Raw genomic sequence first — 15,635 nt, 5'->3', positions numbered from 1 at the left:
CTTCTTACCTTTTCCCGTTGTCCCTCAGCGGGCAGAACCCGACTCCGGCCATCTGCGTCGTTTTACCTGCTTTTCCTCTACAAGCAAGCGCCAACGTTAATTTCTGTTTACTTCGTCGCTTCGCGTGACCAAATCGCCACGACGGCGTGAAAACATAGTAAACAATCGACTAACAAAACTACTTAAATACGCACCTTACCCGAGCAAGCTGCTGATATCATTCCATGTCGCGAATACCATAAGGCTGAAAATCATGGCAAGCCCTATCCTAAACGCAACTTCCTGTGCGCCAGCACCCAATGGCCGCCCCCGCACTGCCTCGACCGCATAGAATACTAAGTGGCCGCCGTCCAGAACCGGAACAGGCATAAGGTTAAGCAAGCCTATCGAAACCGACAGGACCGCCGCCAACTGGATAACTGCAGAAACACCTAGAGTTGCCATCTGGCCCGAAGCTTGAGCGACCCGCACAGGGCCACCCAATTGATCGGGTTTCATGCGACCCATGACAAGATTACCGATATAGCGGAAGGTACCGGTGACAATCTGTCCGGTCTCGCGCACACCCTCACCCAATGCCTCGATTGGCGTATAGGTAATATGGCGGAAATTGCCGCTATCCTGGTTGGTTACGATGCCAATAATGCCCAATTCGATCTTGTTGCCGAACTGGTCAGTCGTGTCGGTGCGTTCCGGCACCATCTTCAAAACCTGCTGCTGGCCACCACGCTCGATCGTCACATCGACCTGCGAACCCGGACGAATGCTGATGTAGCGACGCACATCCTCAAAGGTTGCAACGCGGGTGCCATCAAGCGCGATCAGGCGGTCGCCCGGCAAGACACCGGCGACGGCCGCAGCACTGTTTTCGCGCACTTCAGCCACGACAGGATCGGCAACCATGCGACCGTAAATGCCGAACATGACGGCAAAGATCGCGATTGCGAGAATGAAGTTGGCGATGGGACCAGCGGCAACAGTGGCCGCTCTTTTCCACAGTTTTGCGCCAGCCAGCGTCTGGCCGCGCTCTTCCAGCGACATTCTGGACAGGCCATCGCTGTCCGGTTTGCTGGCTGCGTCTTCATCGCCGAAGAATTTTACATAGCCGCCAAGCGGAATTGCGCAGAGTTTCCAGCGCGTGCCGTGCTTGTCGGTATAACCGAGAAGTTCTGGGCCGAAACCGACGGCAAAGGCGGTTACACGCACACCAGACCAGCGACCGACGAGGTAGTGGCCCATCTCATGCACGAACACCAGAACCGTGAGCACGAGGATGAACGGAACAATATAGCCCCCGAGGAAACCCAGCACCGACATCAGCACACTCATCATAACTTCCGTTCTTCACACGATTGCGAAATATCTGCGAATCAAAAGCCCAGCAGAAGCCCACCAGTCGAACCGGGTGCGTAACCGGTGTAGGCGGCATGGACAACCGCGATTACAAATACGGTAAAGCAGGCGAAAACAAGTCCGTCAACCCGGTCCATAACCCCGCCATGGCCAGGGATCAAATGGCTGGAATCCTTCACGCCGAAACGACGCTTGATAAATGATTCGAACAGGTCACCGATCTGACTGAAGGCAGACAAGACCACGGCCAGCAAAATGACGCTGAAACTCAGCTCACCCTTATAGGCAAAGGCCACGATACCACCGGCAATAACGGCAGAAACCGTACCGCCAATCGCACCTGACCAAGTCTTGCCGGGAGAGATGGATGGGGCAAGCTTTGGACCACCAATCGCCCTGCCCACGAAGTAGGCCAGGATGTCAGTCCCCCAGACAACCGCGAAGATGAACAGCATCGATACGAGGCCGGGGAAGTCATCGCCACGGATGGCTGCCAGCGAAATGCCGCTGAGGCCGGCGTAAACGATGCCGCCAACCAGCCACCAGTTCTTGCCGCGCAGAATGGGGAAAATCGTCGCTGTCAGCGTGAAACCGCACAACAATGGCAGATCGAGCGACGGTTCACCAAACAGCGTATTGCCGGCAATGACAGCAATGGCAAACCAGCCCCAGGAATAACCGGCAGGGTTGGTTTCACCGAGCTTGGTGATCTTGGTCCACTCGTAATAGATCAACAAGGCAATAGCCGCCGCCACGAAACGGAAGATCATTCCGCCGTTCCATGTTGCGAACAGAATGACCGCAGCCATGACCAATGCGGAAACGATCCGCAGCTTGAGTTCACGGCTCATCAGGCACCAGCCACAGCAGCCTGCGCTGTCAACCCGCCAAAGCGGCGGTCACGCAATCTGTACTGCTCTAGGGCTGCCATGAAGTGATGGCGATCAAAGTCTGGCCAGAAGTCCGGCACAAACACCAGTTCGGAATAAGCGGCCTGCCACAGAAGGAAGTTGGACAGACGCTCCTCGCCGCTGGTACGAATAATCAGGTCCGGGTCTGGAATACCGGCCGTATCCAGCCGTGCAGAGATGCTGTCGGGGGTAATGTCGGCGGGAGACAGAAGTCCCGCAGCAACATCCCGCGCCATGCCAGCGACAGCACGCGCAATTTCATCGCGCGAGCCGTAATTAAACGCAATCACCAGCGTCAGTGCGGTGTTATTGCGTGTGGTTTCCTCAGCCTCCAGCAACAGAGACTTGATGTCCGAACCGAGATTTGTGCGCTCACCAATCACCCGAACGCGCACGTTCGAGCGATGCAGGTCAGCCAGGTCACGGCGGATGAACGCCTTCAGGAGGCCCAGGAGATCATTGATCTCGGCTTCCGGACGGCGCCAGTTTTCAGAGGAAAAGGCAAACAGGGTCAGATACCTGATGCCATAATCAGCAGATGCACGCACAACCTCGCGCACAGCCTCAACGCCTCGCTTGTGTCCCATGACACGAGGAAGGCCACGTTGCTTTGCCCAGCGTCCATTACCATCCATAATGATGGCAACATGCTCGGGAATAGAAGAACTATCAACGTTTGGCATGGGGATCCAAGTCAACAAAAACGGACACGAAAAGCATTAAGACTGCAGTGTAACGAGGCTGTAAATACGCCATCAAACCTGCATGATTTCCTTTTCCTTTTCAGAAAGCAAGCGGTCGATATCCGTAATGGTATCATCCGTCATTTTCTGCACCTTTTCAGAAAGCGAACGGCTCTCGTCCTGGCCGATGTCGCCATCCTTTTCGGCTTTTTTCAGGTCATCCATGCCGTCACGACGAACGTGGCGAATAGCGACCTTGGACTTTTCGGCATAATCATGCGCGACCTTGACGAGCGACTTGCGGCGCTCTTCGTTCAGTTCAGGCAGAGGAATACGCAGGTTCTGACCGTCAACAATCGGGTTCAGGCCGAGGTTGGATTCGCGGATGGCGCGGTCAACAGCACCAACCATGGTCTTGTCCCAGATGGACACGCCAAGCATGCGTGATTCTGGAACGGTAATGTTGGCCACCTGATTGAGCGGAACACGCGAACCATAGGCATCAACTGTTACCGGATCAAGAATGTTGGCCGATGCACGGCCCGTCCGCAGGGACGCGATATCGCTCTTGAATGCGTTAATTGCGCCATCCATACGACGCTTGATGTCATTGAGGTCAACACCACTCATTTTTCACTCCATCTTTTTCAGGCAGCAAAGGCAAAATTCCGGGAAACGGAATCGCCTCATACTGATTATTTATCGTGCACGATGGTCTTGCGGCCGCCGCCGGTCAATATCTGTGCAAAACCGCCCTTCTCGTGGATCGAGAAGACGATGATCGGAATATGGTTCTCACGGGCCAGTGCAACGGCTGCAACGTCCATGACTGCCAAGCCCTTGGCAAGAACCTCGGAATGCGTCAGCTCGTCAAAGCGGGTCGCATCCGGAACCTTCTTCGGATCGGCAGAATAGATGCCGTCCACCTGCGTGCCCTTGAAGATGGCCTGTGCGCCCATTTCCGCTGCACGCAGTGCGGCAGCCGAGTCGGTGGTGAAGAACGGGTTGCCCGTGCCACCGGCAAAGATCACAACGCGGCCAAGCGACAGATGGTAGAGCGTCGCACGCTGCGAGAAGCTCTCACAGATCTCAGGCATGGCAATGGCCGACAACACAACGGTGTCGATATCGAGCTTGCGCAGCGATGTCGCCAGTGCCAGCGCGTTGATGACGGTTGCCAGCATGCCCATATGGTCGCCGGTGACCCGGTCACCACCCTTGGACGCCACGGCGACGCCGCGGAAAATATTGCCGCCGCCGACCACGACGCCAACCTCGACACCCATAGCGCGGGCCTCGGCAATATCAGAAGCAATACGGTCGACGATATTCACGTCAATACCGAACCCCTGATCCCCCATCAGGGCTTCGCCAGACGCTTTGAGAAGAACACGGTTATAAAGCGGTTTGGGAGACATTGTTGATCCTTCGCAATCTATCCGAAACGCCGATACACGAAGGGCACCGCGTTGTCACGCGATGCCCTCAGCTTTTTCACTGTTTGGTGAAGAGGCAATCAGCCTTTTGCAGCCGCTGCAACTTCAGCAGCGAAGTCGCTTTCTTCCTTTTCGACGCCTTCGCCGAGCAGGAGACGAACCATGCCGGTTACTTCGATGGAAGCGCCAGCGAGCTTTTCAGCGTCCTTGACAGCCTGGCCAACGGTGATGTCCGGGTTGACAACGAAAGCCTGCGACAGAAGAGCAACTTCTTCGAAGAACTTGCGCATGCGGCCTTCAACCATCTTTTCGATGATGGCTTCTGGCTTGCCGGATTCACGGGCCTGCTCGATGAATACGTTGCGCTCGCGCTCTGCAACAGCAGCGTCAACTTCTTCAGAACGGATAGCAAGCGGGTTGGTTGCAGCAATGTGCATGGCAACCTGACGGCCAACAGAGTTCAGAACTTCCTTGTCGCCAACAGACTTCAGAGCAACCAGAACGCCCAGCTTGCCGATGCCGTCGCCAGCAGCGTTGTGGATGTAGGTTGCAACAACGCCGTGCTCAACTTCGAGAGCAGCCGAACGACGCAGGGTCATGTTTTCGCCGATGGTCGCGATAGCGTCCTTGAGCGAGTCGGAAACAGACTTGCCAGTTGCAGGGTAGTTGGCGGAAGCAACTGCCTCAACAGTGCCATCGGTTGTCAGAGCAACCTGCGCAATACCGCGAACGATGTCCTGGAAGGCATCGTTACGGGCAACGAAGTCGGTTTCAGAGTTAACTTCAACGACAACAGCCTTGTGGCCGATCGTTGCAATGCCAACGAGACCTTCAGCAGCGGTACGGCCAGACTTCTTGTCAGCCTTGGCGATACCCTTGGCGCGCAGCCAATCGATAGCGGCTTCCATGTCGCCATTGGTTTCGGCCAGAGCCTTTTTGCAATCCATCATGCCTGCGCCGGACTTCTCGCGCAGTTCCTTTACCATTGCGGCTGTGATTTCAGTCATTGTGTGCCTCTTGTCGCTTCAGTCGGTCAACCGGCGGAATCACGCGGCACCGACGCCAAGTTTTGGAACGAATGTCCCGGTATTATGACAGCGTGATGAAAAACCCATCACGAAACTTTATCAGCTCGCCCTGCCCCGAAAACTCAAAGGACAGAGCGGGCTTAAACAAACAAGGCCGTCGACCTGACGGTCAGAAACGGCCTTGCGCATCCTGATTGTGAAAGGCGACCCTAAGGTCGCCCAACGGCCTTAATATCAGGCGCCTGCTTCGTCTTCGAGAGCTGGCTCAACTGGCAGCTCCTCGGAAGCGCCGAGGTCACGGCCCGAAGCGCCCTGCTGGCGTGCGATGCCGTCGATGGCAGCGCGAGCGATCAGATCGCAGTACAGCGCGATTGCGCGGGAAGCGTCGTCGTTACCTGGGATCGGGAAGTCGATGCTATCCGGATCGCAGTTCGAGTCGATGATTGCAACAACCGGAATACCAAGACGCTTGGCTTCTTCGATTGCGATCTTTTCCTTGTTGGTGTCGATGATGAACATCAGGTCTGGGGTGCCGCCCATATCGCGGATACCGCCGAGAGCCTTGTCGAGCTTTTCGCGCTCGCGCTCAAGGGTCAGACGCTCTTTCTTGTTGTAGCCAGAGCCTTCCGAATTCAGAATCTCGTCGAGCTTGCGAAGACGCTGGATCGAGTTGGAGATCGTCTTCCAGTTGGTCATCATACCACCGAGCCAACGCGAGTTGACGTAGTACTGAGCCGAACGCTTTGCGCTATCTGCGATGATGTCGGAAGCCTGACGCTTCGTACCAACGAACAGAACGCGGCCGCCACGAGCAACGGTGTCGGACACGACCTGAAGGGCGCGCGACAGCATCGGAACGGTCTGAGCCAGGTCGATGATGTGAATGTTGTTACGATCGCCGAAGATGTACGGCTTCATTTTCGGGTTCCAGCGGTGTGTCTGGTGACCGAAGTGAATGCCTGCTTCCAAAAGCTGGCGCATAGAAAAATCTGGCAATGCCATGCCTGTAACTCCTTTTCCGGTTTAACCCCCGCGAAGCGAACAGCACTGTTTTAAAGAGTGCCACCGGGCGGAACGAACCGGATTTCTCCCGGAACATCCCAAGCTTCGCGTGTGGAATGGTGTGGCGCATACCGCTGCTTCACGAAAAAAGCAAGCGAATAAGAGAGAATTTTGACACAACAGGCGCCTGAACTGCGTTTGTTACGCGCTTTTCAGGCACGCCCATGTCATTTCTGGGTTTGCTTGTCGCAGGAAGCCGTTTCGAGAATATCGAGCTTTTTCAGCTTGCCGGTCAAAACAAAGTCACCGTAATCGAGAACCAGATCACGGGTGATGCCGTTTTCATAGAGCTTGAACGACATACGGTAGATCGGCAGCGCATCCGTGCCGCTTTTGTCGTTGAAATAAGCAATGGTCACAGGCCAGAACGGCGCCTTGGAAAACTGGCCCGCTTCTCCTGCTTCCTTGTCATCCGACACAGGTGTCTGCGATTTGCCAACCAGCGTCGAGGTGATCAGGCTTTCATCGCCATTGTCGGAACCGTCGAAAATGCGTGATTCGAACATGCGCTTGCCAGCGCGAGCATTGTCGATGACCTGCAGCATGTGTTCGGTCGGGAAGTCGCTGGCCACCAGATCGACCTTGCGGCTATCGGGCCGCACCAGATCGACAACCGTGCCGGCGTCCGATTCGGCAGCCGAGCCGCCGACTTCCTTGTCCAGCTTGTCGTCGGTGAACGACTTGGTGTCGAAGGTGAACTTTTTTGCGGCCGCGTCTTCAAACGTCGTCGTCTGCTGGTCGGTCATGCGCACGGCATCGCCGGTATTGATCTGGGTGACGAAACGGAAATCGGTTTTGTATCCCTGACATGCAGAGCCCGTAAATTCGTAGACCATGCGGCCGGACATATCTTCAATGCCGGAACGATCGGTGGAATCGCGCAGTTCGAGATCATAAACCGCACGGTGGGCAATCAGGCCTGTCGCAGCAGTGCCAGGCATTGCTTGCGCCGCGCCTGCAATGGAGCCTGAAAGGCTGGCGACGAAAACAAACGCAATGTTGCGAACTAACATTCAATATCTCCTGTTGGACTCATCGCCCATATTGTAGAAAGCATGCGCCCGTCGCTTGGGATCGTCCATCCTGAATGCCGGATTCTTGTTCGTTTTACAACAAAACCGCGAGTCAAAAATGTCTGATGTCATTGAAGGGCGCCTGAAAGAGCTTGGTTATACACTGCCAGTTGCTGCGGCACCTGCGGCAAACTACGTTCCTTTCGCCATCAGCGGCAATCTTCTTTATGTCTCCGGGCAATTGCCCATGGAATCAGGCAAGATTGCGGTGACCGGTCATGTGGGCCGAGATGTCGACGTGGCAGGCGCCCAACGCGCTGCAGAACTGTGCGCCGTCAACATCGTCGCCCAGGTCAAAGCCGCCCTTGATGGAGACCTTGCCAAAGTACGCCGCGTGGTCAAGCTGACCGGCTTCGTGGCCTCGGTTCCGGAATTTGTAGAACAGCACCTTGTCATCAACGGGGCTTCGAACCTCATTGGCCATGTTTTCGGTGAAGCGGGCCAACATGCCCGCGCCGCCGTTGGCGTTGCCTCCCTGCCCCTCAATGCTGCCGTCGAGATCGACGCAATCGTGGAAATAGACGTATGACCGTAAAGCTTGCCTTTCTGACAGCCCAGCCCGTTGCCCATCGCGGCTATCATGACATGAACCATCAGGTGTGGGAAAACACGCTGTCCGCCTTCAGCCGTGCCATAGAGGCCGGTTTCGCCATTGAGTGCGACGTGCAACTGGCAGCAGACAGCGTTCCCGTTGTTTTCCATGATGACGACATGGAGCGCCTGACCGGCATGAAGGGTGACGTGCGCGAAAAGACCTCCGCCGAGCTTGGCCTGTTGTCGGTCGGCCAGACAAAGGACCGTATTCCAACCCTGAAACAGTTGTTGAAGCTTTGCGCCGGCAAGGTGCCGCTGGTCATCGAACTGAAGGGGCGTGAAGGCGACGGCGTGGATGACGGTTTTGCCGAAGCCGTGCTGGAAGACCTTGAGGGTTATCAGGGCCCAGTTGCGCTGATGAGCTTTGACCACCACCTGCTGAAGGACCTTAAAAGGGCCGGTTCGCCATGGCCAATCGGCCTGACAGCAGAAGGTGACAAACCGGAAGAGTTTTTCCGTCATGACGAGGCGATGCAGATCGGTATCGATTTCATTTCCTATCACTACGGTCATTTGCCCAACAGCTTCATCGAAGCGCAGCGCAAATTGAGCATTCCGGTAATTACCTGGACGGTAAGGGATGAAAATGCCCGTGCGATTACCTATAAATATGCAGACCAGATGACATTCGAGGGATTTGACCCTCGCGGTTCTGACCCAAGAGAGAGCCAGTCGGCAAACGCATGAGCGAAGAATACTCCATCCGCATTGAACAATCCTTTGGCGATATCGACCCGGAAGACTGGAACAGGCTTTCCGGCGCGTCGAAAACAATGCGGATGGAACCTTATAATCCGTTCGTCTCCCATGCCTTTCTATCGGCCATGGAACAGTCCGGATCAGCCACCCCAGAAACCGGCTGGCTTGGCCACCATATGCTGCTGGAGCGCGGCGACGGCGTTCTCGTTGGCGCCATCCCCGCTTATCTCAAGAACCACAGCAAGGGCGAATATGTGTTCGACCATGGCTGGGCCGATGCTTTCGAGCGGGCTGGCGGCCACTATTATCCCAAGCTGCAATGTTCAGTGCCGTTCACGCCGGCAACCGGCCCGCGCCTGCTGACGGCAGGTGATGTCGATGCTGCCCGCTTCCGGCCGGTACTGGCCTCGGGTCTTCGTCAGGTTACGGAAAAGATTGGCGTTTCCTCCGCCCATGTCACCTTCACACCGGATGGTGACACACAGGCTCTGACGGATGCAGGTTTTCTGCATCGCACCGACCAGCAGTTCCATTTCATCAATAGTGGGTTCCGCGACCATGCGGATTTTCTGGATGCGCTGTCGTCGCGCAAGCGCAAGGATTTGAGGAAAGAACGCAAGGCAGCGCTGGATAACGGCATCAGCATCGACTGGCTAACCGGCAGCGACCTGACCGAGGAAATCTGGGACCAGTTCTATACCTTCTACATGGATACCGGCAGCCGCAAATGGGGACGCCCCTATCTAACCCGCAGCTTCTATTCGCTGATTGGCGAACGCATGGCCGATGACATTCTGCTTGTCATGGCCAAGCGTGACGGTCGTTATGTGGCTGGCGCCATCAACTTCATCGGCTCCGATGCGCTGTATGGCCGCCATTGGGGCTGCATTGAAGACCACCCCTATCTGCATTTTGAGGTCTGTTACCATCAGGCCATCGATTTTGCGCTGTCGCGCGGCCTGCAGCGGGTGGAGGCCGGTGCGCAAGGCGAACACAAGCTGGCGCGCGGTTATACGCCGGTTACCACCCATTCGGCGCATTTCATTGCCCATGCCGGTCTGCGCAACGCCATTTCCGCCTATCTCGAACGAGAGCGTGAGGAAGTAGAGCAGATCAGCGACTATCTTGACGTCCACAGCCCATTCCGCAAAGGCGAACGGCAGGAGTGAACCTTTAATCTCCAGACCGTCTATTGCCCTTTATTTCATGAGGAGAGCTTCCAATGACCACCGGTTATGACGACAACAACATCTTTGCAAAAATCCTGCGTGGCGAAATTCCCTGCCACAAGGTTTACGAGGATGACGACACGCTGGCCTTCATGGATGTGATGCCGCAGGCACCGGGTCACCTGCTGGTGATACCAAAGACCGGTTCGCGCAATCTGTTCGATGCTGACCCGGCCGTTCTGGCAAAGACCCTGCCTGTCGTGCAGAAGCTCGCCAATGCCGCAAAGGAAGCCTTTGATGCGGATGGCGTTTACGTCGCGCAGTTTAACGAGCCGGCGGCAGGCCAGACCGTGTTCCATCTGCATTTCCACGTCGTGCCACGCAAGGAAGGCATTCCATTAAAGCCGCATTCCGGCACGATGGAGGATGGCGCTGTATTGGCTGCCAATGCACAGAAGGTGCGCGACGCACTGTAATCATCTCGGCGCATATCAATGCGTCTGACAGAAAAACGAAAAGGCAGCTTCCCCCGGGGTAAGCTGCCTTTTTCATGCGCGGTATCAAATTCAGAAACCGATGAACAACAGCCCTGCGGTCAGCAGCAGGATCGACACTGCCACCCCCACCAGCACGCGCTGCCCCAAAAGCAGGAACGCTGCAAAACCGAGGCTGGCGGCACCAATGCGCAACCACATCGGCGTTTGCTCCAGCGTGCCGGTTGGAAACACGATCAGCTTGGCTGTCACGGCCATGACAAGAGCGGTGGCAACCGCCCTCACCCAGTACAGCGCCTCAGAGCCCTCTTTCAGCCTGTTGCCGGCAATCACGCCAAGCCAGCGCCAGATGTCGGTGGCAAGCCACCCGGCAACGGCAATCAACAGATAGGGCCACCAGCCTTCCAGGGCGATCATGGTTCGATCTCCCCGGGTTGCGACTGGATCTTGCGGCGAAACCACCGGCGGTCAATGAAATAAGCCAGCGTGCCGCCGCCTAGTCCAGCGTAGATGATGTCGAATTCCGGTTCGATCATCGCAAAGAGCGGGCCGGCGATCAGGCCGATGATAAAGGCGACCTTGACCACCGAATGGGTGGCAGACGCCCAGATGGAGGCCACGAAGTAGACCGGCGTCATGAAAAACAGCACGCCCGCCACCAGCGGCGGAAAGGACGCAACGATGCCGAAGGACACCGCCACGATTAGCGTATTGACCAGTGTCAGCGTGATGGCAAAACCGGCAAACCACGACGCACGAAACGGACGTGGCACGGAATTGATGTTCTGGGTGGTAAACACCCAGGCGGTAATTGCCACGAAATGCGACAGAAACAGCAAAAGCCAGGTGGGTGTGCGTGAGGTTTTCAGGTCCGGCACGATGGAGGCGACCATCGGCATCATGCGCACGGAAGACAATGTCACCGCCAGGAAACATGCCGCCAGATTGGCGCCACCCAACATCGAACCGATCAGGATCATCTTGGCTGGCAAGGCCCAGACGGTAAAGGTCATGAACACAGCCTGTTCACGGGTAAAACCGGATTCCAGGGCAAAGGCGCTAAAGCCAATGAAGGACGCCATGAGGATCATGGCGGGCAAGGAGAATATCCCCTTCATTCCCTTGGCAAACCACAGGGCATGCGTACCCTGATTTACTTCCGCAGACATTGTCACGCTTTCATGGATCACAACCTGCTGCGCGCAGGTCAAAAACGGTGGCCCGAATGTTTTGTGAACAGTGCCGGGCCCATATAAAAAGTGCCGGGTTTTACCCGGCACTTCGTTGATAACAAGCTGTCGCTTATTTCTTCTTTGGCACCTTCGGCACCGTATTGGCCTTGCGTGGTGCCTTGGTTTCAGACTTTGCCTTTTCCGGCTCGTCCACTACCAGAACCTCGGCTTCTGCCTGCTCGGCCTTGGCCGTTTTGCTGGCAGCCTTGACCTTTGTCTTGGCTGCCTTGGCAGCTTTCAACTCGGCTTCCGGCTTTGGCTTGACCGGTGCGGTTTCTGGATGAGATTCCAGAACCAGACCGTCCTTGCCATCGTCCTTCTTGCCGACGGTCACGGTAACGACACCGCCCTTTTTCAGCTTGCCGAACAGGATCTCATTGGCCAGAGGCTTCTTGATATGTTCCTGAATGACGCGGCTGAGCGGACGTGCGCCCATCTTTTCGTCGTAACCACGCTCTGCAAGCCAGGCAATCGCATCCTCATGCAGGTCGAAAGTAACGTTACGCTCGGAAAGCTGGCTTTCCAGCTGCATAACGAACTTCTGAACCACGCGGTGGATAACGGTGGTCGGCAGCGGCGAGAACGGAATGATCGCATCCAGACGGTTGCGGAATTCCGGTGTGAACAGGCGGTTCAACGCCTCTTCATCCTCACCCGAACGCTTGGACGAACCGAAACCGATTGCCGACTTGGCCATTTCCGATGCGCCCGCATTGGTCGTCATGATCAGAATGACGTTGCGGAAGTCGATCTTCTTGCCGTTGTGGTCGGTCAGCGAGCCGTGGTCCATAACCTGCAACAGGATGTTGTAGATATCTGGATGGGCCTTTTCGATTTCGTCCAACAGCACGACGCAATGCGGATGCTGATCGACGCCATCGGTCAACAGACCGCCTTGGTCGAAACCGACATAGCCGGGAGGTGCGCCAAGCAACCGCGAAACGGTGTGACGTTCCATATATTCCGACATGTCGAAGCGCAGCATCTCCACACCGAGCGACGCAGCAAGCTGCTTGGCAACCTCGGTCTTGCCCACGCCCGTCGGGCCGGAGAAGACATAGGAGCCGATCGGCTTGTTGGGTTCGCGCAAGCCCGCACGGGCCAGCTTGATGGCTGTGGACAGAGCTTCAATTGCCGTATCCTGACCGTAAACGACCGACAGCAGTTCCTTTTCAAGGTTGGCGAGAACCATCTCGTCGTCCTTGGAAACGGTTTTAGCCGGAATACGGGCCATGGTGGCAATCGTAACCTCAATCTCCTTTTCGGTGATCAGCTTGCGACGACGCGACGCTGGCAGCAACATCTGTGCGGCACCGGTTTCATCGATCACGTCAATTGCCTTATCTGGCAGCTTGCGGTCGGAAATGTAACGTGCCGACAGCTCAACCGCCGCCTTGATGGCTTCATTGGTATAACGAAGATGATGGTAATCTTCGAAATATGGCTTGAGGCCCTTCATGATCTCGATAGCATCATCGATCGATGGCTCATTGACGTCGATCTTCTGGAAGCGACGAACCAAGGCCCGGTCCTTTTCGAAGAACTGGCGATATTCCTTGTAGGTCGTCGAACCGATGCAGCGGATGGAACCGGAGGACAAGGCTGGCTTCAACAGGTTTGAAGCATCCATTGCGCCACCGGAGGTCGCACCAGCACCGATAACCGTGTGGATTTCGTCGATGAACAGCACCGCACCAGGAAACTCTTCGAGTTCCTTGACGACCTGCTTCAAACGTTCCTCAAAGTCACCGCGATAGCGTGTGCCCGCAAGAAGCGTGCCCATGTCGAGCGAGAAGATCGTGTCGTTGCGCAGTGCTTCCGGCACCTTGCCTTCCACGATACGCTTGGCCAGACCTTCGGCAATCGCCGTTTTACCGACGCCAGGATCACCCACATAAAGCGGGTTGTTCTTGGAGCGACGGCACAGGATCTGAATGGTCCTGTTGACCTCTTCGTGGCGGCCGATCAGCGGATCGATCTTGCCGACCTTGGCCTTTTCATTGAGGTTGACGCAGTAAGCCTTCAAGGCGTCCTGCTGCTTTTTCGGGCCGGCATCCTCGTCACTGCGCGGAGCCTTGTTTTCCGGTTCGCCGTCTTCGGACCCACGCGGTGTTCTGGTCTGGGACGTACCCGGACGTTTGCCGATACCGTGGGAGATGTAGTTGACCGCATCGTAACGGGTCATCTCCTGCTCCTGCAGGAAGTAAGCGGCGTGGCTTTCACGCTCGGCAAAGATCGCAACAAGCACGTTGGCGCCTGTTACCTCTTCCCGGCCAGACGACTGGACGTGAATGACCGCACGCTGGATGACGCGCTGGAAACCGGATGTCGGTTTGGAATCCTCATCATAACCGGTGACGAGGTTGGACAGTTCATTATCGATATAGTCGCCGACGGTCTTGCGCAGAACGTCCAGATTGACGTTGCACGCACCCATAACGGCTGCTGCGTCTGCATCGTCGATCAGTGCCAGAAGCAGGTGTTCAAGAGTTGCATATTCATGATGACGCTCGTTGGCAAAGGTCAATGCCTGATGCAGCGCCTTCTCAAGACTTGGGGAAAAAGTTGGCACGTTGCGATCCTCATTTCTTTTCCATGACGCATTGCAGCGGATGCTGATGCTGTCGGGCGAAATCCATGACCTGACTTACTTTCGTCTCGGCGACTTCATATGTAAAGACACCACATTCACCGACCCCATGCTGATGGACGTGCAACATGATACGCGTTGCCGCTTCGCGGTCTTTCTGGAAAAAGCGCTCCAGAATATGGATCACGAATTCCATTGGCGTATAGTCGTCGTTCAAAAGCAAAACCCGGTAGAGATTTGGTTTTTTGGTTTTGGGCTTAGTGCGGGTGATAACCGATGTTCCGCGGTTGGTACCGCCTTCACCATCATTGTCACCTTCACCCTGCATGTAGATCGGCATAGCGATCATGTTTCATCATTCTCCAAATCAATTCCGGTGGGGAGATCATATCGGAAATCAAATCCCTTCCCCACTTATTTAAGTGTTCAGATTGCGATTTTAAGCCCCTTTGACGCAACCGTAAAATCAAATGAATTTACTTGCAGTTTTACGAACACCATCGCAAAGGGCATAAAGTTCAGTATTTCAGTAGATAAGCCCCTGTCGCAAGGCACTGGCAACGGCATGTTCTACCGAAGAAGCATCCAGCTTTCGGCAAATGGAATTCATCAGATATTGAACTGTGCGTGTGGAAAGACCAAGATTTCCGGCCACATGCGCCACACGATTTCCTTCCGAAACGGCGTGCAGCACCTGCTTTTCGAGAGATGTCATCGTGGTTTCAGTGTTGTCCTGCGGCTTGAACACCAAAGACAGGCGTTCATGCATCTGGATCATCAACAAATTAAGTTGATCAAGCTCGTCACGTTCCGGCCTTTTTCGAGCGCCAGCAAAACCGACGATACGAATCTTGTCCCACAGCCCAAAGCCTGGAAAATTCACGCCCATGATCAGCCGTGATTCCGTAAACAGCTTAACCGCCGCATCGCTCAACATGGCGCGCTTGCTGTATTCCTCCATAAACCACGGCACAGGCATGAGCCGCGACAGGGAATCAATGAAGATCTTGTCTTCGAAGTCAGGCACGCTTGCCTTCAACCGTGACAGAAACAGATCCGTCAAATTGGAAAACTGGTGCGATTCTTCAAAGCCCAAGCTGCTCGCCTTCGGTCGGTCGAACACATAATAGGCGCGGAAACCAAACAGCCACTGTACGTCGGAAAGCACCTTCGCGGCCTGTTCAACTGACGATACCCGGTTGGTTCTCAGTACGATATCTGCCCAGTCAGTGCTGCCTATCGTCAAGACATCACGCGGCCTGTCGCCGTGAATGCGCCCGGCCTTGTCCGGACGCCAAGAGAGAGAAGGAG

At 55.6% G+C, this 15,635-nt stretch carries 17 protein-coding genes; 4 read left to right on the top strand and 13 right to left on the bottom strand.

All coding sequences use genetic code 11. From position 1 onward, the window contains the following. Window positions 1–195: 195 nt before the first annotated feature. The 8 genes from rseP to PYL13_RS08770 form a co-directional block, all read right to left on the bottom strand. Window positions 196–1,317, bottom strand: a complete 1,122-nt coding sequence (rseP, locus tag PYL13_RS08805) for an RIP metalloprotease RseP (RefSeq protein ID WP_275641396.1) — start codon at window positions 1,315–1,317, stop codon at window positions 196–198. Window positions 1,318–1,370: 53 nt separating this feature from the next. After that, entirely contained in the window at window positions 1,371–2,204 is an 834-nt protein-coding gene (locus PYL13_RS08800) for a phosphatidate cytidylyltransferase (RefSeq protein ID WP_192487777.1), read from the bottom strand. Continuing rightward, complete coding sequence (locus PYL13_RS08795; protein ID WP_250982629.1) at window positions 2,204–2,947, bottom strand: isoprenyl transferase; 744 nt, start codon at window positions 2,945–2,947, stop codon at window positions 2,204–2,206. Before PYL13_RS08795 ends, PYL13_RS08800 begins: the two co-directional genes overlap by 1 nt. Window positions 2,948–3,019: 72 nt before the next feature. Further along, window positions 3,020–3,577: a ribosome recycling factor gene (gene frr, locus PYL13_RS08790; RefSeq protein WP_192487775.1), complete on the bottom strand. Its 558-nt coding sequence runs from the start codon at window positions 3,575–3,577 to the stop codon at window positions 3,020–3,022. A 65-nt stretch (window positions 3,578–3,642) separates the two neighbouring features. After that, window positions 3,643–4,365: a UMP kinase gene (gene pyrH / locus PYL13_RS08785; RefSeq protein WP_192487774.1), complete on the bottom strand. Its 723-nt coding sequence runs from the start codon at window positions 4,363–4,365 to the stop codon at window positions 3,643–3,645. A 98-nt stretch (window positions 4,366–4,463) separates the two neighbouring features. Continuing rightward, window positions 4,464–5,390 (bottom strand): translation elongation factor Ts, encoded by a 927-nt coding sequence (tsf, locus tag PYL13_RS08780; RefSeq protein WP_250982630.1) that lies wholly within the window; start codon window positions 5,388–5,390, stop codon window positions 4,464–4,466. A 255-nt stretch (window positions 5,391–5,645) separates the two neighbouring features. Beyond that, a complete protein-coding gene (gene rpsB / locus PYL13_RS08775) occupies window positions 5,646–6,413 on the bottom strand; it encodes a 30S ribosomal protein S2 (RefSeq protein ID WP_259146593.1) in 768 nt (255 codons plus the stop codon). Between the two features lie 227 nt (window positions 6,414–6,640). Continuing rightward, a complete protein-coding gene (locus tag PYL13_RS08770; protein ID WP_275641036.1) occupies window positions 6,641–7,486 on the bottom strand; it encodes a cell envelope integrity EipB family protein in 846 nt (281 codons plus the stop codon). 118 nt (window positions 7,487–7,604) lie between these two features. Between PYL13_RS08770 and PYL13_RS08765 the strand changes: the two genes are divergently transcribed. From PYL13_RS08765 to PYL13_RS08750, 4 genes are read left to right on the top strand one after another with little or no spacing between them, the layout of a single operon-like run. Continuing rightward, the gene (locus PYL13_RS08765) at window positions 7,605–8,075 is read left to right on the top strand and encodes a RidA family protein (RefSeq protein WP_275641035.1); all 471 of its coding nucleotides are present in this window, start codon (window positions 7,605–7,607) and stop codon (window positions 8,073–8,075) included. Continuing rightward, on the top strand, window positions 8,072–8,827 hold the full coding sequence (locus PYL13_RS08760) for a glycerophosphodiester phosphodiesterase (RefSeq protein WP_192487769.1): 756 nt from the start codon (window positions 8,072–8,074) through the stop codon (window positions 8,825–8,827). Before PYL13_RS08765 ends, PYL13_RS08760 begins: the two co-directional genes overlap by 4 nt. Beyond that, complete coding sequence (locus PYL13_RS08755; RefSeq protein WP_275641034.1) at window positions 8,824–10,008, top strand: GNAT family N-acetyltransferase; 1,185 nt, start codon at window positions 8,824–8,826, stop codon at window positions 10,006–10,008. Before PYL13_RS08760 ends, PYL13_RS08755 begins: the two co-directional genes overlap by 4 nt. 53 nt (window positions 10,009–10,061) lie before the next feature. Further along, window positions 10,062–10,484, top strand: coding sequence for an HIT family protein (locus PYL13_RS08750; RefSeq protein WP_275641033.1), 423 nt, complete (start codon window positions 10,062–10,064; stop codon window positions 10,482–10,484). 90 nt (window positions 10,485–10,574) lie between these two features. Here PYL13_RS08750 and PYL13_RS08745 read toward each other — a convergent pair whose 3' ends face one another. From PYL13_RS08745 to PYL13_RS08725, 5 genes are all read right to left on the bottom strand, one after another. Continuing rightward, window positions 10,575–10,916 carry an AzlD domain-containing protein gene (locus PYL13_RS08745; RefSeq protein ID WP_192487904.1) on the bottom strand — a complete coding sequence of 114 codons (342 nt, stop codon included), beginning with the start codon at window positions 10,914–10,916 and terminating at the stop codon, window positions 10,575–10,577. Next, entirely contained in the window at window positions 10,916–11,671 is a 756-nt protein-coding gene (locus PYL13_RS08740) for an AzlC family ABC transporter permease (RefSeq protein WP_275641032.1), read from the bottom strand. Before PYL13_RS08740 ends, PYL13_RS08745 begins: the two co-directional genes overlap by 1 nt. Before the next feature lie 133 nt (window positions 11,672–11,804). Further along, window positions 11,805–14,306, bottom strand: coding sequence for an ATP-dependent Clp protease ATP-binding subunit ClpA (gene clpA / locus PYL13_RS08735; RefSeq protein WP_275641031.1), 2,502 nt, complete (start codon window positions 14,304–14,306; stop codon window positions 11,805–11,807). 10 nt (window positions 14,307–14,316) lie between these two features. Further along, a complete protein-coding gene (gene clpS, locus PYL13_RS08730; protein WP_275641030.1) occupies window positions 14,317–14,673 on the bottom strand; it encodes an ATP-dependent Clp protease adapter ClpS in 357 nt (118 codons plus the stop codon). Window positions 14,674–14,850: 177 nt separating this feature from the next. Further along, a complete protein-coding gene (locus PYL13_RS08725) occupies window positions 14,851–15,570 on the bottom strand; it encodes a helix-turn-helix transcriptional regulator (protein ID WP_275641029.1) in 720 nt (239 codons plus the stop codon). Window positions 15,571–15,635: the final 65 nt, after the last annotated feature.

The organism is Agrobacterium sp. Azo12 (assembly GCF_029193765.2).
Lineage (GTDB): Bacteria > Pseudomonadota > Alphaproteobacteria > Rhizobiales > Rhizobiaceae > Agrobacterium.
The sequence above is the reverse complement of the archived record's forward strand: the minus strand, read 5'-3'. Positions and strand labels throughout refer to the sequence as shown.